Raw genomic sequence first — 19,631 nt, 5'->3', positions numbered from 1 at the left:
ATCACTACAGACAGTTCTACTGTTTTTCATCATCTGCAATATAACAAACGAGCATCATATGGTATACTAATACCAAAAAAGGTGTGTGCAAGGAAATGGAAACAAAAAATCAGCTATTTTTTCGCGAATTTAATGAGGCATTAGTAAGAGGGGAATCAGAAAAAATCCTTGCCAGTGTAACGGACGATATAGTCTGGCGGATGGTTGGCAATGATACGATTAAAGGAATCGACACGCTCGCTCAGGCGCTGGAAGGAATGAATAATGGCAATGATTTTGAACAGGAAATCGAGCATATGATTACACATGGCAAGGAAGCCGCAGTAAATGGTCTCATTCATTCTACTGACAAAAATGGTGATCAGCGTCATTACAGCTTCTGTGATATTTACAAATTAAACAAACATAAGGACGGCAAAATAAAAGAAATCATCAGCTACGTATTGGAGATTTAGCCATGCGCCAATTATGGACATTCGGTATCGAGCAGGCGAAATCATGCGTATTTGCTGTAGTGATTTTTTCTGCGCTAGCGATAACACAGGTCATCGATATTTCCTTTATGTCAAGATATGACCTTATGCTGATGATTTGTCTTGTCACACAAGTTCTCATGCTTGTGACGAAACTAGAAACATGGGATGAACTAAAAGTTGTCTGCGTCTTTCACTTAATTGGTTTAGCATTAGAGATCTACAAAGTACATATGGGCTCGTGGAGTTATCCGGAACAAGCATGGTCCAAAGTGTTTGGCGTACCGTTGTATAGTGGTTTTATGTATGCCAGCGTGGCCAGTTATTTATGTCAGGCTTGGCGACGACTCGATGTGAATCTGGTAAAATGGCCATCGACATGGGCAGTAGCAGCCTTAAGCGCCGCGATCTATTTCAATTTTTTTACTCATCATTACATATTTGATTTTCGCTGGGTGCTGAAAGTGGCAACCATTCTCTTATTCTTTAAGACTATTGTCTATTTTCGGGTCAACCATAAGCAATACCGGATGCCTATGGTTATTGCTTTTGTATTAATCAGTTTCTTTATCTGGATCGCAGAAAATATTGCCACTTTCTTTGGGGCATGGCAGTACCCGGGGCAGGAAGTGGAATGGCAGATTGTCCACCTCGGAAAAATCAGTTCCTGGCTGCTTTTAGTCATTGTCAGCTTTTTAATTGTGGCGATGTTGAAGCATATAAAAGAAAAAAGGAAATAACCGCATATAAGAAAAACTAGGCATTCGCCTCGTCTTTTAGCGAGTGCCAAAGTTTTCCATATACTTGGTACACTTTAAATTTTCACGTTAGGAAAGCATAAAGTTTTATCAAGTTGTTATCGACGTGGTAAGAATTTTTAGGGTCAAAGTAAAAGAAAAAACTACGGCACTCGCTAAAAGAGGCGAATGCCGAGCTTTTCTATAGATCAGAGATGTTACGGGTATAAACATGTTCGATATATCGTGCATCCCGATCCATGTAATCGTCCTCAAAGTGTGCCGCATAAGAAGCACCAATTAGGATTAGGCTACACATTGCTACCCAGACTGCGATGCCCAATACAATAAACAATGGTATCACCCTCCTTATCTATAAGGTAGGGGATGAAACGCGTTTCAGAGCAAGAACTTTTTTAAAAAATCTTGAAAAAGGTGAGAGCAGGCAATGGCAAATATTCGCGATATTGCAAAGATGGCAGGGGTATCGGTGACCACCGTCTCCCGTGTCATTAATAATCATCCTTATGTAACGGAAGAAAAAAGGAAAGCGGTCCAAGAAGTGATGAACAGCGTTGATTATCAAGTGAATCGTACAGCTGTTAATCTTAGCCAAGGATCATCTAAGTTAATTGGGGTAGTAGTACCATTTGCAAAACATCCCTATTTCGGCTTATTGATAGAGGGGATAACGGATCAAGCTGCAGAACACCAGTATCATGTCTTATTAATCCAGACAAAGTATAATCTTGAACGTGAACAAGAAGCGTTGGATATGCTGAAGCACAAACAGATTGACGGTCTGATCATTTGCTCACATAAAATGGATCTTTCGGTTATCGAGTCCTATAGTCGTTACGGGAAAATCGTGGTTTGCGAAAATGCGGCAGGCAACCAAAATGTCGATTCTGTCTTTGTTGATCATTATCAAAGTTTTAACAATGCATTGAATTATTTGCATCAAAAAAATTATCAGCGTATCGGCTATTGTATCGGCAGAAATTCTGGTTCAAATAGTTATTTTCGTCATAGGGCATATCAGGATTTTTTAGAGCAGCATCCTCAGCAATCCTTTGTTTTTGATAACTATTATTATTTTGAAGATGGCCAAACCATCGTGGAAGAAATAATTGATTTGAAAAGTAAACCTGATGCATTGCTGGTCACAAGTGATGTAGTGGCGGCAGGCATTCTGACTGCGTGTAACCAGGCCGGTATTAAGGTGCCCGATGATTTGGCAATTATCGGTTTTGATAATCAACCGATCGCTAAAATGATGGGATTAACTTCTTTTGAAATTCCTCACACAACAATGGGAATGAAGCTGTTTCAACATGTAAGTAATCAATCAGCCGCGCAACATGAACAATTGCCAATTAAATTAATTGAGCGAAATACCGTTTAAAAAAGGAGGCAGAGAGATAATGAGGCATTCACTGGCAGTTTTTCCTCCATTTTATATGGATGAGTGCACAAGTCTCCGATAGAATTGTTTAACCGGACAAAAAACGCCGGAGTAGAGTTGGAATTGTCCGATAGGAGCGTTCAACCGGACAAAAAACGCCGGAGCAGAGTAGGAATTATCCGATAGGAGCGTTCAACCGGACAAAATCCATCGGAACAGAAGCTGAAATGACGAGCAAGCAAGAGGCAAACTCGTATGCAGTGGGGCAGAGGGCAGCAATTTCAATATTACCTTGCTAAATCACTTCAAGAAAAATCATAGAAGATTGGTAGAAAGCTATACGTCACAGCATATTTTTACGATATAAGAGAAAGGCCGACCATCGCACGAAAATTAGTTGCAGAGGATTCGTGTAATAGTCGGCTTTTATTGTGCCTAAAATCTTTATGTTTCTATATCTTATTCTTCTACGACAAACTCAAATCCACCTGAGAATTTAACCTCTTTACCAATTAATACGCCACCAGTTTCAAGTGGTGCATTCCAGGTTAAACCGTAGTCTTCACGGTTGATTTTTCCTTCTACATCCGCACCTGCGATCGTATTACCTTGCATAGGATCTTTGGCTTTACCATTATAAGTAGCAGTGAATGTTTCTTGATTTGTTACACCTTTAATGGTTAAGTCACCAGTGATTTTGTATTCTTCATCACTAACTTTTTCGATGTTTTTGCTGACGAAAGTAATGTGTGGATGTTGTTCCACATTGAAGAAATCCTCTGATTTTAAGTGTCCGTTACGGTCGTTATTGTTTGTTTCGATGGATGCTACATCAATGGTTGCTTTCAGACTTGCATTGGATAAGTCGTCGAAACTGCCGTTGATATCTACGTCAAAGCTCTGGAATTCTCCTTTTGCTTTAGATACCATCATATGTTTTACTTCAAAGTTTAAAGCACTGTGTACTTTGTCTAAATTTACGTTAGTCATTTGAAAATTCCTCCCAAAAAATTAATAACTTACTTTATGTAACTAAGTGTACAAAAATTATTTAGTTACGTCAAGTAATTAATTAATTTTATTTCTGTAACAAAATTTGCTATACTATAATTAAAGAGGTGAGTTTCATGGCTGATAAAGCAATTTGCCCTAAGTTTGAATCGGCATTGAATATATTAAATAAACGCTGGACCGGATTAATTATTTTCCAATTACTTGAAGGCGCCCAACGTTTTACTACGATTGAGTCAGCGATTGGTATTAGCGGTCGTGTACTTTCTGAACGTTTGAAGGACCTTGAAAAAGAAGGCATTGTGATTCGCCACGTTTACAATGAGACACCAGTCCGAATCGAATATGATTTAACTGAAAAAGGTCAGGCATTAAAACCAGTTCTGGAAAGTATCCAAACATGGGCAGACGGATGGATGAACAACCAATCCTTGGTATGAATTATTCCCAATATATTCTTTATTAAAACTGTGAAGTCGTTTCTTCACAGTTTTTTTCTATTTATTACTCTGTTTTTTTCCAAATACATGAATATTATCATTATTTTTTTGTTCCATTCAAATATCCTTTTACCTACCGTCTAACTTGAGTGTTCTGAAATGCTCTCTCTTTTATTCATATTCACTTCATTTTTCTAATAGTTTGATTAATAGCTAAATTAAAATGGGAGAGTGAATCGATGAAATCACTTCTTAGGTTGAATAATGGCATTAGTTTAAGTAAGGAGAATCTCCATATTGAACCGGTTAATCAAAGGGTTAAAGTGTATGACCTTCCTAAAAGTCAATATGTCGATTATCTTATAGAATACCTAATAAAAAAGGGCTTGGAAAATAGGTGTGATAAATTAATTTTCTTCGCAAAGAGAGAACAGACAACATTAATGGAAGATCGTTTCTTTGAATTTGAGGGAATAATAAAAGGATTTTTTAATGGAAAAGATGCCTATATTTATGCATTATTCTTAGATGATAACCAAAGTGTAAAAGAGGAGGCGGGATTAGAAAAGAATATTATTGAAGCAACTACCCGAGCTTCTGTTTTAACTGAAAAAAATATTTGTCAAGAGGAGTACAAAATTCGTTGGGCAAAACCAATTGATCGTTTTAAAATGGCTAAACTCTATGGAGAGGTATTTGAATCTTATCCAACACCTATGAATGATCCTGATTTTATATTACAAATGATGAAGAATGATGTCTATTTTTCGGTTGCAGAGCATAGAGGAGATATTGTAAGTGCTTGTTCAGGTGATGTTATGCCTGCTTTTAACGCTGCTGAGTTTACTGATTGTGCCACATTGGAAGAACACCGAGAAAAGGGGCTTTTGTTACATCAAGCAATTAAAATTATAAATTTGCTGAAAGAGAAAAAGATAAAAACTGTATTCTCATACTCTCGTTCTGTATCCATAGGAATGAATTTAATTAATGCAAAGCTTGGCTTTACTTATGGAGGTAGAATGATGAGAAACAGTAATATTGCAGGCCGACTGGAGAACATGAATATTTGGTTTCGCAACCTATCTTAATAATAAAGATTTGAAAGTACGGAAAGATTTAAGTGAGTAATTATGTAAGGAGGATTTTGTGAAGGATCACATCAAGTGTACTAATGAGCCCTGCCTTAGGTTCAAATGTTCAAGTCATGGATACGGAACAAGAAATTATAGCTTCTTATTATTTACCTCGGTTTGATTTAAATGATATTGATGTCCAAGTCAAAAACAATAGGCCCTCGGTAAGGGGAAGATGAAATTTGATAACAAGCTTAATCAGGGAAGTATTGAACAATCTTTTTTTCCTTACGTCTACGGAAAAATAGCTTATCTTTCTAAAAGTCTCTCTGTACCTAACGAATCGTTGGGTACTTTTTTCGTTTCATGTGTTTAGAAGAATATACTTATAATTTTATTAAATAGTGGCATCCTAGGTATTGCGTTTTTTGCTAATTACATTGAAAGGATGAGGACAAGTTGCCATTTGCTAATAGACATGAGGAGCAATATCTTTTTAAAGAAAATGATCAAAAAGATAGGGGGGAAATTTATAATCGCAAAACAGGACCTATCCATTTAGATCATCAAAAGCGTGTGAAAGGTAAAAAAATCGCATTAATTGGTTGGGGAATCCCATCTATTGAAGCGATGCAACGGTTAGATCGGGATTTTATTGTCGTCAGCTTGCCTGAATTTAAAACTTTTGCTGATAAGCATAATATCCCTTTTGTAGCTTGGGATTTTGGAAAGGATGTACCCTACAATGATGTATATAAGCAGTCGGAAGAACTTTATCAAATTTTGAAAGATTTAGATGTCGATCATACCGTTCCTATTTTTGAAGAAACGGTTGAATGGGCGGGGGCCTTAAATTCTCGTTTTCGAAATGAACCAAGATTATTTGATCATGCTATTTTATTTCGGGATAAAGCAATGATGAAGCGCAGAGCACATATTGGTGGCTTACGTGTCGGTATTTTTGAAGAGGCAAAAGATAAAGAGGATGTTCGTCGCTTTTTTAACCGTGTAAATGGTGCTTTACTTCGTACAAGGGGAGAAGAACCGGCCCCTATTCATGTTAAAGCTTTTAATAAAGCAGGTGCTTCCGGTCATCGTATGATTATGTCAGAGGAAGACATAGAGTCTAAGTTATCAGAGGAAAACTTTCCATCTTTATTAGAAAGTCATTTACAGGGTTTAGAGATTTCATGTGAAGCTTTCATTCATAATGGAAAGGTACAGTTTTTAAACGTAACGGAATATGTTGTATTCGGATACTCGATGATGGTACCTCCGACAAAAGAAATTGAAAAGCTTCGTCCTCAAATTCGTAAGGAAGTTGAAAAGATTGTAGATGTATTTAACATTCAGTGTGGATTAATTCATCCGGAATTTTTTATATCAGATGAAGAAGAGCTCTATTTTGGTGAAATGGCTTATCGAATTCCGGGGGGACATATTTTTGATTTAATGAGAAAAACCTATAATTTTAATCCATATGAAGCACATCTATTATGCTGTGATCCTAATACGACAGAAGAAGAAATAAAAGATATTTTTCCAGATGAAACAGAAGCGAATGGACATGCAGGAAGTTTTTTAGTTTATCCAAAAAAGAATCATATCCATCAAGTGAATATGCCGAAGGAATTAGAGGAACATGACTATTTTGATAAGCATACTTTGTTTAAACCAGCTGTTAGTAAAATTCAAAGCAATCAAGAAGGATACGGAAATCACTTAGGTACGATCTTCTTCTATGGTGATGATGGATATCAAGTGAAACAACTCTTATCTGACTATGTGGATCATCATTTTTATATGTAGGAAAAGAGGGTGAACCAAAATGGAAAAACAAGTAGAAAATAATAAAAAAGAGCAGTTTCAAGAAGCACTGGAAATATTAGAATCTGCCGTTCCTTATGCAAAAGAAATGTATCAAGCAGATGCTTTGCAAGCCGCAGCAAGATTGATGGATGAGAAAGACGGTATGAGAATTTTGTATGAATTTGCAGATCGATTTGAGGAAGCTGGTATTTTTTTAAACGGTCCATGGGCGGAACCGTCTAAATTACTACCTAATTTAGTAAAAGGATCCCTCATGTCAGGTGGTATGACACCAATTGTAGAAATCCTTAGCGATATAAGAATGGTTTCACTTGCGAAAGAAAAGCACACGCACGAGAAAGTTTCAAAAAAGCAAGCTCAAGATTTCTTGCATGAAATCATGGCATTAAATGTAGATACGATCTTTCCTGAGGAAACAGAAGCTGCTCGGATCGAAGGGAATGAGAAGGAGAAAAAAAGAGCGGAACGTTTATTTGAATTTTTGGCTGAGGAGTTGTCACTTAAAGCTATTTCCAGTGTATTAATACAGGAAATTGACGATCTCATTACGCAACGCCCTATTATGGTAAATCGGACAGTGAAAATGATTGAAAATGCCAAACAATTATTAAAGTCCGATATAAACAAGAAAGAGCAAAAAGCAATTGAGTATTATTTAAAAGCGATTGATGGTCCAACAAAGCTTAGTCAAGAGAATGACCTTAAAGAATATCGTAAGGCTTTACAAAAACTAGAGGATAAAGAGTTAAAGCAGGAGGCAAAAGAATTTGCAAAATATATGCGAGATACAGGGCTTGTTTCTTGTCACCATACTATTTTAGTTCGGTTTTTAAATCGAAATCACCCCAAGCTTATTCCAATTGCTTTGGATCTAAGTAGCAAAGGAAAAGCAAATTTAGAAGAACATTTTTCTATTGTAAGTGATTTAATTAAAATAGCTATTCATCCACCCTTAAAGCAGGCGCTATATGGATTGACACGGATGCTTGAGCGAGGCATTTTGTCTTCAACACCAGTGATTCCTGGTTTACGCCGTTTGATTGAGCTTGATATATTGCCTGATGTTCGAAAGGTTTTATTAAGTACAATTAATGGAAATGAAGGTATTACGGCGAACGACATCTTAGTGGCAGGTACGCTTAGTGTGTTAGGGCAGCCATTGGGTGTAGGGCAAGGCATGAATCCTACTTGTCAGACAGCACGTGGTATTAGCTTATGGTCTGTCCATGCCCCAGGATATCTACTTGAATTAATTCCTAGAGCAGCACGTGACGGGGATATAGATATTATGTTTGAAGGCAAGGCAATCCACTCTAAGGATTTAGGGAAAGGATTAGTAGAAGATTTACATGAAGAACTTGGTCCCGTTTCCCTGGTTTTAGTCCCTCATTTGGATAAAATTTACGGTGAATTAGTCCGTCTTGTTAAGTTTAGAGGTGATGACGTACATAAGTGGGTGAACCCTGCATTTTACGGGAATTGGGTATCTCGTGGCTTTTGTAGTGTGATTGATCCTATGACTGGATCAGTTGCTGATTATTCGGGCTTTGTACGCTTGTTTTATTCGACTCATCATCCAGAATATAACGAAGGTTATGAACTTATTTATCCAAATCCAGTTGGAATTTTTATTACAAATTCGTTCAGTGACCTACTTGGATTGCATGCCGTGTCGGTTCAACGTATTGCACAGGACCCAAGCGGTCAGTATCGTATATATTTCTATAATCCAAATAATGATGGTGCTCAAAATTGGGGACAGGGTATTGAACCTAAGGTTACTGGAAATGGGGAGATACCAGGAGAATCATCTTTACCATTTCATGAATTTACATCTAGGCTGTATGCGTTTCATTACAACCCTTACGAAAAAGGTGACGCTTTTGCGATAGAGGATGAAATTGTTAAGAAAATCGAGGCCCTTTCAAGAGAGAGTTGGGGAATTAAATATACATGGGTTGAGCTATAATATAATAAAGAGCAGTGTACATAGATAACACTGCTCTTTATTATATACTTATACACGGTAAATGGGCTTCTGTTGTTTAGTATTCCAAGTGCAACATTAGGCAACTACTTATATGGCAGGACTTTAACCTTTTATTTTTTATTTTATAATCTAATTGACCTTCCATTACTTCGTATGTTTTTGCATCGTCTATATAAGAAAACCCCCCTGTTTAATATTTAATATCTGAACATTTGATATATAACGAAGTACATCCTCTTTTTTTAACCATTACTAGGATAATTAAACCCCACATTTACTGTAAGGTTAAAAAGAAAAAACTAAGTTGCTTATCCTAAGTAAAATCCTAAACATCGTCTTCATTGTGTAAGCATGTACAAAACGATTACAATGTTGTTATAGAAACCCACTTATCTACATAGAGGAGGAAATGACATGAAAGTGATCCTTGACTGTGACCCGGGGCATGATGATGCTATTGCGATTATACTTGCTGCTTCTAGCATCAGTCCTCTCGAGATTATCGGGATAACAACGGTAGCAGGAAATGTACAAGTCGAAAAAAATACATTAAACGCGTTAAAGGTGTGCGATATTATTGGATTAGATCATGTTCAGGTAGCACAAGGTGCGACAAGACCATTGGTAAAAGAAGCAGAGATTGCGGAAGAAATTCATGGTGAGACTGGGCTGGATGGGCCGTTATTACCGGATGAGCCGAGTCGACAAGCGATCGATCAGCATGCGGTAGATTTTATCATCGAAAAACTGCTCGATGCCGATGAGCCAATTACGATAGTGCCAACTGGACCGTTAACCAATATTGCACTTGCTCTAGTGAAAGAGCCCAAAATAAAACAAAACATACAGGAAATTGTTTTAATGGGCGGTGGAACCTTTGGAAACTGGACGCCAGCAGCTGAATTTAATATATATGTAGATGCAGAGGCAGCAAAGATTGTTTTGGAAAGTGGGATACCTGTGCGAATGTTTGGCTTAGACGTAACCCACCAAGCATTAGCAACGACGGAGACAGTAGATGAACTGCGTAAAATGGAGAACCCGGTCAGTGAATTTGTCTCGGATCTGCTGACTTTCTTTATTCAAGCGTATCGTGATCATTTTGACTTCCCGGGAGGGCCGATTCATGATGCGTGTACGATTGTTCATTTAATAGAACCGGATATTTTCAACTTTGAGCATGTACATGTTGCAATAGAAACGAAAGGTGAACATACATACGGAATGACAGTTGTAGATCATTTGGGAGTGACAGGAAAAGAACCAAACACCTATTTAGCAACAGGACTTGATCAGGTGAAATTTTGGTCCGTTTTTAAAAAAGCGATAGTTTCCTATGGCGAGAGGAGTGAGTAAGTGTGACAAAACCAAGAATTACAGTAGTGGGCAGTATTAATACGGATATGGTTACGGAAACCGACGCTGTCCCGTCACAAGGTGAAACGGTCAGAGCGAAAAATTTTCATACGGTGCCCGGAGGAAAAGGTGCGAATCAGGCTGTTGCAGCTGCGCGACTCGGAGCTGATGTGACGATGATTGGCTGTGTTGGTGATGATCCATTTGCGGACAGCTTATTAACCAATTTACAAGATGAACAGGTTTCGGCACAGTATGTGGATCGCATCCAAAAGACGCCAAGTGGTTTGGCAAATATTATTTTATCAGAGCAAGACAATCGCATTATGATTGTAGCTGGTGCAAATCAGCGAGTGACACCAGACTATATAAAAGAAAGACAAGAAGCCATATTGAATAGTGACTATGTTTTGTTACAATTTGAAATACCGAAAGAAACGATTGAATACTGTATGCAGCTTTGTAAGCAACATAGCATTCCGGTGATTGTTAATCCTGCTCCTGCGATGGCATTGGCTGCATCGGCTTGGGATGCGGCTACCTATATCACACCTAATGAAACAGAATGGAGTCAGCTATTCCAAGAGCAAAACGATGAAAAGTTGATTATTACTAAGGGAAAAGCAGGAGTCAGCTACTGGGAAGATGGTATCGAGCGGGCGGCTGCATCGCACCCAGTACAAGTGGTCGATACGACGGGTGCAGGAGATACGTTTAATGGCGCGCTTGCTGTTGCATTAGCAGAGAAATGTAGTTTAACAGAGGCTGTTACATTTGCGAATGCAGCGGCTGCCATCTCAGTCGGTAAAATCGGTGCTCAAGCCGGTATACCGACAAAACAGGAAGTAGAAGCATTTTTAACACAAAGTAGAGGTCGATGATCATGACAGAATATATTTTACACAATGATTGGGCAAATTGGCTCGAGCCAGAATTTCAGAAAGATTATTACCAGCAACTACGTGCATTTTTGAAAGAAGAATATCAGCATCAAACCATTTATCCAAATATGTATGATATTTTTAATGCATTACACTATACTTCATTTGAAAAGGTAAAAGTCGTTATTCTTGGACAAGACCCTTATCATGGCCCTGACCAGGCGCATGGGTTAAGTTTTTCAGTTAAACCTGAGGTCAGTCTTCCGCCTTCATTGCGCAATATTTATAAGGAACTGCATGCAGACCTAGGTCATCCAATCCCAAGTCATGGTTATCTAGTGGATTGGGCCAAGCAGGGGGTATTATTGCTGAATAACGTGTTGACAGTCAGACAAGGCCAGGCGCACTCCCATAGAGGAAAAGGATGGGAGCAGTTTACGGATCAGGTGATTCAAACGCTAAATCAAAAACAAACTCCGGTTGTCTATATCTTATGGGGCGCTGCGGCTCAAAAGAAACAAGCACTTATTGATCTATCAAAGCATTATGTGATCAAGTCGCCCCATCCGAGCCCATTATCCGCACATCGCGGCTTTTTCGGCAGCAAACCATTCTCCAAGACGAATCAATTATTAGAAGAGAATGGATTGGAGCCGATAGATTGGGAGATTCGTTCATAAAAAAAGAAACCGATGCTTCGGTTCCTTTTTCTTTATACATTGGGTTCTTATAATATGGATGATGTCAACTAGCTGCTTAGTGGTATTTTGAAATATATTATCTGCTGGACTATCGCTCGGGCCAACCACTTCGCGTCCTGCGGGGCACGGCTGAGGCTCCGTGGTTGGCCTAAGCTCATGTATAGCTCCACAAATAATGCAACAGGTAGGATATGGAGCACTATCTGCGAGATTTACACCTTAATTTGATGATTTATAATGCCGAGCACGACTGCTTTCAGCTGTTCCATACATTGCAGCACTTCACTTAAGCGTAGGAAATATGCGAAGACTCCCGTGGAATCAGCGCGAGCTGAAGATCCACTTTGGAAAGAAAAGAATTTTCTTTCCAAAGTTAGCTGAAGCCGTGCCCACAGGACGCGGAGCATATTTCCGGAGCTTTGCTAAGCAGATGAAATCTATCAAAATTACTACAATATCAGACAGTTCCACTTTACATAATCCATATTATTTTGTTAGTCAGCATCGGGTAGGCTTTCCCGGTTTTTATTATTCCGTAAAAACATAGAGTCCCTTCATGATACCTATAGTGAATGTGGTCAGCACGGATATTAGTTTCTTCTTATTACACTTTTAATATAATCCTCTCTTTTACCTTATCAAAATATTGGTCTGCGTGAAGGCGTGCCTGGTCAAAGTCATTGTTCTCCAGCGCTTCGAGCATTTTTTGGTTGTAGCTCAATCCGGAGTATATCCGTTTATTTGGATAAGCATGATAGGCTGCGACAGAACTGATCATGATTTTGTCACTGTTCGCATCAACGTGGGCAAGTATTGCCTCATTTTCAATGGTACTAATAAATGTTCGAATGAATTTTAATGAAAGCTGAACATAAGTGATATAATCCTGCTCTGTTTTTGCCTGCTGCTGCTCTTCTACAATCTTCCTTAATTCTTCTAAATCAAAGGACTGATGACCTTTTCTCTCTACCACATGCAAGACAAAAAGCTGATAGGAGTAATTGATCTGAAACATTTCGATCAACTCACGTGGAGAATGCTGTTTGACTAGTACTCCTCTATTTTTTAATGGTGTTACTAAACCTTCCCGTTCTAATCGTGCAATCGCATTTGAAATCGGTGTCCGGCTCATTTCCAGTTCTTCGGCTAATTTATAAATGGATAGTAAGCTGCCTGGCGGTAAAGCACAGGTCAGTATTTTTTTGCGAATAATTTGATAGGCATCTTCTAGTAGTGAATTTCCTTCCATATACAAAAGTCCCTTCATATGACAAATCTTAATGACTCATTGTAATAAGAATACATCAAACTTACAGGACTGAAAAGCATTAGTTTCATTTTATGAAAATCTACTAATTCGCTCAATCATATAAAGACTCAAGCAGGACATAACGTACGTTAACCCATTGATACGTCTCACTTTATGAAACTTTTACATTTCCTTCAAACTTAATTAACATTCTAGTAGTATGCTACTTAATATAAAGGATTAGAATCAAAGAAAGGGAGTGATGATAACTTTCATGATAGTACCTACCAAACAAATAAAGGAGAAATGAATCGTGAGTGTCGATGTACAAGCAAACAGCAGTCAACCGATTAACCTAGAAGGTGTAATGAATTTCCGCGATTTGGGTGGAATCAAAACAAAGGATGGCCGTTTTATCAAGAAAGGGTTACTATTTCGAGCAGCTGACCTGACAGATATGACGGCAGAAGATAAAGCGTACATTCAAAAAATCGCCATCCGAACGATTTTTGATTACAGAACTGCAGATGAGGCAACCAAGAGACCTGATCCTCATTTAGAAAGAGTCAATTATATAAGAGTATCGGTCAATCAGGAAACAGGAAAACCAGCATATAATTCGCTCGAAGAATTCATGCAATCAGAGAAGTTTGAATATTTCGCTAATGACCTTTTAATGGAGCTGTACAAAAGTATTCCAGTTGGAAACCCTTCCTATTATCATTTAATGTCACTATTAAAGAATCCGGGATTAAATCTCCCATTAGTACAGCATTGTGCGGGAGGGAGAGACAGAACGGGTGTAGGAAGCATGCTGATTCTATTAACACTAGGGGTCGATTGGGAAGTAATAGTAGAAGATTTCTTATTATCCAATGTGCTATTAGACGGGTACCATAGTGAAATTTTTCAAAAGTTAAATGGAATGGTTTCAGAAGAACAGGCAGCTAAATTCAAAGAGCAATTTTTATTACAAGAACGCTATATTGACATGTCTTATCAAAATATCTTGCAAAACTATGATAGCTTTGAAGCTTTTCTCGAACAAGAATACGGCATAACTGCTGAAGATCGCAAGGCAATACAAGATTATTGCTTAGAATAAAAAAGGGAGAGGTGTTCATAATGAGTGAATTAAAATTTATCCATTTAACAGATACCCATGTTTTAAGAGAGTATGAAGGAAGCTTTTTAGAAGGGTTGGACAAAATCAACACAAACCCAAGCTCTCAATTAACAAAAATCTTGCAATTTGCTGAAAATAATAAAGAACAACTTGATTTTATACTGATATCAGGTGATCTGGTACATGAAGGTGGTGTGGGAGATTACCAGTATTATAAAGCTTTACTGGAAGAACACACCACATTACCTGTATATCTTAGCTTAGGTAACCATGATGTTACTGCTGCTTACTGGGAAACATTCCACGGGAAAACAGATTGCAATGATGAGCTATTCTATACAGAAGCGATCAATGGCTATCGTTTAATCGTATTAGATTCCAGCTACGATAAGAGTGGAACTGGCCTTGTAAGTGAAGAGCAATTGACATGGTTAAAAGCACAGTTAGCAGAAACAACGGAAAATGGCTCTATCGTTGTCGTCCATCATCCAATTGATGAGGAGCAAACATTCGGTGAACACAGTTTGAAAAATTCAAAAGAATTACTAAATGTTGTCCAAAATCAAGATGAAGTGTTCGCTGTGTTAAGTGGACATATTCATCAAAATCTAATCGAGCAATACCCGGGTTTTATTTCGTCTGCTGCAGAAGGTTCTTGCTTCGGCGTAGAATTTGATGGTGTCCAAGCTCATTTTACAAATAATAGTGCATTTAACGTTTGCACAATCCAAAACAAACAGTTGAAAATACAAGTCAATCGTGTACCAGAAACAAATAAAGTGCTATTCAGTTATAGCATTGACGAAATGACACACGCTTAAAGAGGAGGCAAACAAATGGCTAAATATCTCAAAAACCTGATTGTTTTTACTGTAGTGCTATTACTTTTGTCGGCTTGTGGAATTGGTTCTGTGCAGGATGCCAATGCAAGCGAAGGGGAAGCGACAACGACTTTGCCTGAATTAGATCCAGAAAATCCGACGAAGATTACCTTCTATTCATACAGCCTGGCATATCCGACAATGAAAGAAGGGATGAAGAAGCTGATTAATGATTTTAATGAAACTGTCGGAAAAGAAAAAGGTGTCGTAGTAGAGGGGGTAGCCGATCCGAACTTCCAACAGTATCGTGCAGATATTGTAGCGGGGAAAGAAGTAGATATCGTACAGAACGTCTTCCCGATGTTGGACGCATCCAGGTTATCACTTGGTTTTCAAGCGTATGAAGATGTTTTTCCAGAAGATGAGTTAGAAGAACATTTACAAGGAATCTCTGAAAATGCACGACAATTAGGTGTGATCGATGGCAAAATGTACGGATTAGCATTTACCTTCAGTACACCGATTGTGTTTATTAATGGTTCGATCTTTGAAGAAGCAGGATTAGATCCTAATGATCCTCCTGAAACATGGGCAGAAGTGAAGGAATATGCCGTGCAAATCAAAGAAGAGACCGGAAAAGACGGATTTGCACTTGAGCCTGATAATGGCTGGGTAACAGATGGCGTCTTCTTCAGTAATGGTGCACAGATTCTTTCGGAAGACCGATCTGAGGCAATGTTTGCAAGTGAAGAAGGCATCGAAGCAGTGGAAATATGGAAGGACATTTACCAAAGCGGTGCCCATGCAGTTGGCTCCACGACAGAAGTCCCTGAACAGTTTCTTGCTGGTAATTTAGGTATGTATATTACATCAACGGCCTTGCATAGTGGGATGAAAGCAGCTGCAGAAGCAGGCGGGTGGGAGTTGTATGGCGGACCGTTACCGCAATTCGGTGATCAGCCAAGCGTGCCTGTCAATTCAGGAAGTGCACTTACTGTCCGTCCCGATACAGATGAAAAACGAGCAGCGACATGGGAATTCATTAAATATGTGACGGGTGCTGAAGGATATACAACGATTACACAGGAAATTGGATATTTACCGTTAAGAACAGAACTGGCAGATCAAGAGGAATATTTAAAGCCATTTGTTGAGGAAAATCCTCTTTATAAAATCAATTTAGAACAACTAGAAGAGATTCAACCAACTACGATTTGGCCAGGAGAAAACGCTGCAGAGACATCAGCCATTTTCACAGATGCGATTGTGGAGGCAATTACAACAGATGCAGATGTTGCAGATACGTTAAACAATGCACAAGAAGAAATTAATGGTTTATTAAAATAATGGCATACTTGCTTGTGAAAAAGGGGGGGAGGTTTCCCTTTTTGCAAGCCGAGTGATATACAAATTCTAAAGAATAAGGGATGGAAGGATATGCGAAATAATCAAGGAAATTCGATCGGGATTTCGACATTGGAGTCTGTTCCATCGAAAAAATTCACTGCCAAGAAATTACGATTATTTGCCAAGCCGTACTTGTATCTATTGCCTACCTTTCTGTTGTTGTGGATTTGGATGTATTATCCGTTGTTTTCTACTTTTTCTCTAGCATTTCAAAAGTGGGGGATGGTTCCGGGGACAGTGCCCAGTCCGGTAGGATTTGAAAATTTTGTTCGGCTCTTAACAAGCAAGGATTTTGGTGTGTCCATTTTGAATACTGTTTTTTATACGGTTGGGATCATACCCTTTTCGATTATCATTCCGTTAATCCTTGCTGTGGCGACGCATAATATGGAAGGAAAAATGAAGAACGTATATCGGACGATGTTTTTTATTCCGTTAATTTTAGCCCCTGTCTCGGATGGAGCGATATGGCGCTGGATGTTTCACCCGACAAATGGTTTAGTTAATACCGTTTTATTAGATCTAGGTATTATTAATACAAACATCGCATTCTTTTCCGATCCGTTATTTGCCAAGTGGTTGATTTTGTTTATTACGGGATGGAAGATGATGGGCTTTGGAACAATCTTATTTTCCGCTGCATTGACGGGGATTAGCAAGGATTATTATGAGGCAATCTCACTTGATGGCGCGAGTCGTTTTCAGCAATTTAAGGATTTGACATTACCGTTATTGTCTCCGATGATTCTGTTGATTCTAATGATGAGCTTACTATTTTCGAGCCAATGGACATTTGCTTATATCGATATGTTAACTCGTGGGGGACCTTTTGGTACATCGACCAATATATATTATGAGATGTACAAATATGGTTTTGCCAATATGGATGTTGGTCTTAGTGCTGCCGCAGCCCTGATGTTCTTTGTCGTGTTCGGAATCATCGCATTTGTTTTTAATCTGTTTTCAAAAAAATATGCTTTTTATGATAACTAGGGAGGCTCACTGATGAAGCATAAACGATTCACATTCGTGACTGTATTTCAGCATTTTATTATGATTGTGTTCAGTCTGCTGGCGATGTTTCCGTTGTATTGGATGATCATTTCATCGTTTAAAAACGAAAGTGAAATATTCACATCTTCCTTAATACCGATGGTTCCTACGTTTCAAAACTACATATATGCCTTTCAGGAAATGCCGATTTTACGAATGATGCTTAACTCATTTGTTGTCGCCATTCTGTTAACGGCATTGCAATTGGTTACCAGTATCTTAACGAGCTATGCTTTAGTGAGGTGGCAAGTAAAAGGTGCCACCATTATTTATACAATATTAAGTCTGTCATGGCTAATACCGATGCAGGTCATTATGATTCCAAACTACGTACTGATCAATCAGCTAGGTTTAAATGAAACATTGATTGGTATTGTTATTCCTTTATCTGTTTCGACTTTTGCCATTTTGTCACTGTATCAAAGTTTTCGTTCCTTCCCGCAGGCATTAATTGAATCGGCGAGGTTGGATGGGGAGAAGGATTTCTTTATTCTAGTCAAAATTATATTACCTAATATTAAGTCAACGGTAGCTTCTTTAGGAATCTTATTATTTATCAGTGGATGGAATGAATATCTCTGGCCGATGTTGATTACAACGGAAATGGAGAATTCACCAATTCAAATTGGTTTACGTTCCTTTGTCAATTCCGATGTCAACATGTGGGGCTCCTTGATGGCTGCGACAACTATTTCATGTTTACCGATTTTACTGATTTATTTCTTACTAAGAAAACATATTATTGAGTCGTTTGTCCGTTATGGTATTAAATAAAACAGAAAAGAGGGAGAACAGTGGCGAATATAACATTAGAAAACCTGAATAAATCTTTTGGAAAGTCAAATGTGCTAAATGATATTAATTTGGAGATCGAAGATGGTTCCTTCACGATCCTGCTAGGTCCTTCTGGCTGTGGTAAATCGACATTGTTGAGAATTTTGGCTGGTCTGGAAGAGGAGTCATCCGGCAGAATTTTAATGGACACCGATGATATTACGGAAAAGGAACCAAAAGATCGCAATATTGCGATGGTTTTCCAGAATTATGCACTTTATCCGCATATGACAGTATATCAAAATATCGAGTATGGTTTAAAAATTAAAAAAGTTACGAAAGAGGAAAGGAAATCGATAATTGACAACGTCCTGCAAATGGTAGAACTAAAAGAACATGCACAAAAGCGGCCAAAACAGTTATCCGGAGGGCAAAGACAGCGTGTGGCACTGGCGAGAGCGATTGTGAAACGGCCTGGCGCATTTTTTATGGATGAACCATTATCCAATCTCGATGCCAAATTGCGTAATCACATGCGTCAGGAACTGATCGAACTGCATCAACAATTAAAAACGACATTCTTATATGTCACCCATGACCAGATAGAGGCGATGTCGATGGGATCGTACATTATTATTTTAAACCAGGGCAAAGTCATGCAGCAGGGTACACCGAAAGATATTTATACCAACCCGCAGAATCTGTTCGTCGCACAATTTATCGGTTCACCGCCAGTGAATATCATGGAAATGGGAGAATACAAGATAGGGATTCGTCCTGAAAAAATCAGTATGACGACAGAAGTAGTAAATGATAGCTTTGATTATTGCTTAGAAGGAGAGCTTCTTTCTACTGAACAGCTTGGTGGTGAAACCATTTATCGTGTGCAAACCGATTACGGAAAATTAAATGTAAAGACTCCGAGTGAATGGGAAGCGATTAACGGCACTATAAAACTCCATTTCGCAAAAAGGAATTTGTTTTTCTTTAATACTGATGGGGATCGAGTACCACCGCAATATCATTTATTGGAGGATTTGGAAATGAAGCAAGAGGTAATGATGGGATCTTAGAAAATATAAAAGTAAAGTCATAGAAGTAAACATGCTAAACATGATTGATGGGTGCTTATATAATATGGATTATGTCAACTAACACAGTGGTAACTTTGAAATGTTTCAGTGGGAGACCGATCCGGCCAACCACTCCGCGTCCTGCATGTCCCGCGCGCGGGAGTCTCCGTGGTTGGTCTACGTCCTAGTATTGGTTTTACAACTGACGCAAGAGGTAGCATTTTGGGC

Annotated in this window: 19 protein-coding genes; 16 read left to right on the top strand and 3 right to left on the bottom strand. The window is 38.5% G+C overall.

Annotation, left to right across the window (positions count from 1 at the left end; translation table 11 throughout):
- Positions 1-95: 95 nt before the first annotated feature.
- Both MUN88_RS02650 and MUN88_RS02645 read left to right on the top strand, forming a co-directional pair.
- A complete protein-coding gene (locus tag MUN88_RS02650) occupies positions 96-455 on the top strand; it encodes a nuclear transport factor 2 family protein (protein ID WP_244720529.1) in 360 nt (119 codons plus the stop codon).
- Positions 456-457: 2 nt separating this feature from the next.
- Positions 458-1,213, top strand: coding sequence for a DUF817 domain-containing protein (locus MUN88_RS02645; RefSeq protein WP_244720527.1), 756 nt, complete (start codon positions 458-460; stop codon positions 1,211-1,213).
- 199 nt (positions 1,214-1,412) lie between these two features.
- Here the strand turns inward: MUN88_RS02645 and MUN88_RS02640 are convergent, their stop codons facing one another.
- Positions 1,413-1,565 (bottom strand): hypothetical protein, encoded by a 153-nt coding sequence (locus MUN88_RS02640; protein ID WP_244720525.1) that lies wholly within the window; start codon positions 1,563-1,565, stop codon positions 1,413-1,415.
- 93 nt (positions 1,566-1,658) lie between these two features.
- Between MUN88_RS02640 and MUN88_RS02635 the strand changes: the two genes are divergently transcribed.
- Positions 1,659-2,615: a LacI family DNA-binding transcriptional regulator gene (locus MUN88_RS02635; protein ID WP_244720523.1), complete on the top strand. Its 957-nt coding sequence runs from the start codon at positions 1,659-1,661 to the stop codon at positions 2,613-2,615.
- 459 nt (positions 2,616-3,074) lie between these two features.
- Here the strand turns inward: MUN88_RS02635 and MUN88_RS02630 are convergent, their stop codons facing one another.
- Positions 3,075-3,605: a YceI family protein gene (locus MUN88_RS02630; protein WP_244720521.1), complete on the bottom strand. Its 531-nt coding sequence runs from the start codon at positions 3,603-3,605 to the stop codon at positions 3,075-3,077.
- A 137-nt stretch (positions 3,606-3,742) separates the two neighbouring features.
- On the opposite strand from MUN88_RS02630, the gene MUN88_RS02625 reads away from it, so the two are divergent.
- The 7 genes from MUN88_RS02625 (at position 3,743) to MUN88_RS02595 (ending at position 11,879) form a co-directional block, all read left to right on the top strand.
- A complete protein-coding gene (locus MUN88_RS02625; RefSeq protein WP_244720519.1) occupies positions 3,743-4,066 on the top strand; it encodes a winged helix-turn-helix transcriptional regulator in 324 nt (107 codons plus the stop codon).
- Positions 4,067-4,305: 239 nt separating this feature from the next.
- The gene (gene ablB, locus MUN88_RS02620; protein ID WP_244720517.1) at positions 4,306-5,157 is read left to right on the top strand and encodes a putative beta-lysine N-acetyltransferase; all 852 of its coding nucleotides are present in this window, start codon (positions 4,306-4,308) and stop codon (positions 5,155-5,157) included.
- 444 nt (positions 5,158-5,601) lie between these two features.
- Positions 5,602-6,951, top strand: a complete 1,350-nt coding sequence (locus MUN88_RS02615; protein WP_244720514.1) for an ATP-grasp domain-containing protein — start codon at positions 5,602-5,604, stop codon at positions 6,949-6,951.
- 19 nt (positions 6,952-6,970) lie between these two features.
- A complete protein-coding gene (locus MUN88_RS02610; RefSeq protein ID WP_244720511.1) occupies positions 6,971-8,941 on the top strand; it encodes a hypothetical protein in 1,971 nt (656 codons plus the stop codon).
- A gap of 435 nt (positions 8,942-9,376) precedes the next feature.
- Complete coding sequence (locus tag MUN88_RS02605) at positions 9,377-10,318, top strand: nucleoside hydrolase (RefSeq protein WP_244720509.1); 942 nt, start codon at positions 9,377-9,379, stop codon at positions 10,316-10,318.
- 2 nt (positions 10,319-10,320) lie between these two features.
- A complete protein-coding gene (gene rbsK / locus MUN88_RS02600) occupies positions 10,321-11,199 on the top strand; it encodes a ribokinase (RefSeq protein ID WP_244720507.1) in 879 nt (292 codons plus the stop codon).
- Positions 11,200-11,201: 2 nt separating this feature from the next.
- Positions 11,202-11,879, top strand: coding sequence for a uracil-DNA glycosylase (locus tag MUN88_RS02595; protein ID WP_244720505.1), 678 nt, complete (start codon positions 11,202-11,204; stop codon positions 11,877-11,879).
- A gap of 625 nt (positions 11,880-12,504) precedes the next feature.
- Here the strand turns inward: MUN88_RS02595 and MUN88_RS02590 are convergent.
- Positions 12,505-13,149, bottom strand: coding sequence for a GntR family transcriptional regulator (locus MUN88_RS02590; protein ID WP_244720502.1), 645 nt, complete (start codon positions 13,147-13,149; stop codon positions 12,505-12,507).
- A gap of 313 nt (positions 13,150-13,462) precedes the next feature.
- Between MUN88_RS02590 and MUN88_RS02585 the strand changes: the two genes are divergently transcribed.
- From MUN88_RS02585 to MUN88_RS02560, 6 genes are all read left to right on the top strand, one after another.
- Positions 13,463-14,254 carry a tyrosine-protein phosphatase gene (locus tag MUN88_RS02585; protein WP_244720498.1) on the top strand — a complete coding sequence of 264 codons (792 nt, stop codon included), beginning with the start codon at positions 13,463-13,465 and terminating at the stop codon, positions 14,252-14,254.
- 20 nt (positions 14,255-14,274) lie between these two features.
- Complete coding sequence (locus tag MUN88_RS02580) at positions 14,275-15,096, top strand: metallophosphoesterase family protein (protein WP_244720495.1); 822 nt, start codon at positions 14,275-14,277, stop codon at positions 15,094-15,096.
- A gap of 15 nt (positions 15,097-15,111) precedes the next feature.
- Positions 15,112-16,443 (top strand): ABC transporter substrate-binding protein, encoded by a 1,332-nt coding sequence (locus MUN88_RS02575; RefSeq protein WP_244720492.1) that lies wholly within the window; start codon positions 15,112-15,114, stop codon positions 16,441-16,443.
- A gap of 90 nt (positions 16,444-16,533) precedes the next feature.
- A complete protein-coding gene (locus MUN88_RS02570; RefSeq protein WP_244720489.1) occupies positions 16,534-17,496 on the top strand; it encodes a carbohydrate ABC transporter permease in 963 nt (320 codons plus the stop codon).
- 12 nt (positions 17,497-17,508) lie between these two features.
- Entirely contained in the window at positions 17,509-18,330 is an 822-nt protein-coding gene (locus tag MUN88_RS02565) for a carbohydrate ABC transporter permease (RefSeq protein ID WP_244720486.1), read from the top strand.
- Between the two features lie 20 nt (positions 18,331-18,350).
- The gene (locus MUN88_RS02560; RefSeq protein ID WP_244720483.1) at positions 18,351-19,403 is read left to right on the top strand and encodes an ABC transporter ATP-binding protein; all 1,053 of its coding nucleotides are present in this window, start codon (positions 18,351-18,353) and stop codon (positions 19,401-19,403) included.
- The last annotated feature ends 228 nt before the right edge of the window (positions 19,404-19,631 follow it).

This window comes from Gracilibacillus caseinilyticus, from assembly GCF_022919115.1.
Classification (GTDB): domain Bacteria; phylum Bacillota; class Bacilli; order Bacillales; family Amphibacillaceae; genus Gracilibacillus; species Gracilibacillus caseinilyticus.
This window is presented reverse-complemented; position numbering and strand designations above follow the sequence as displayed.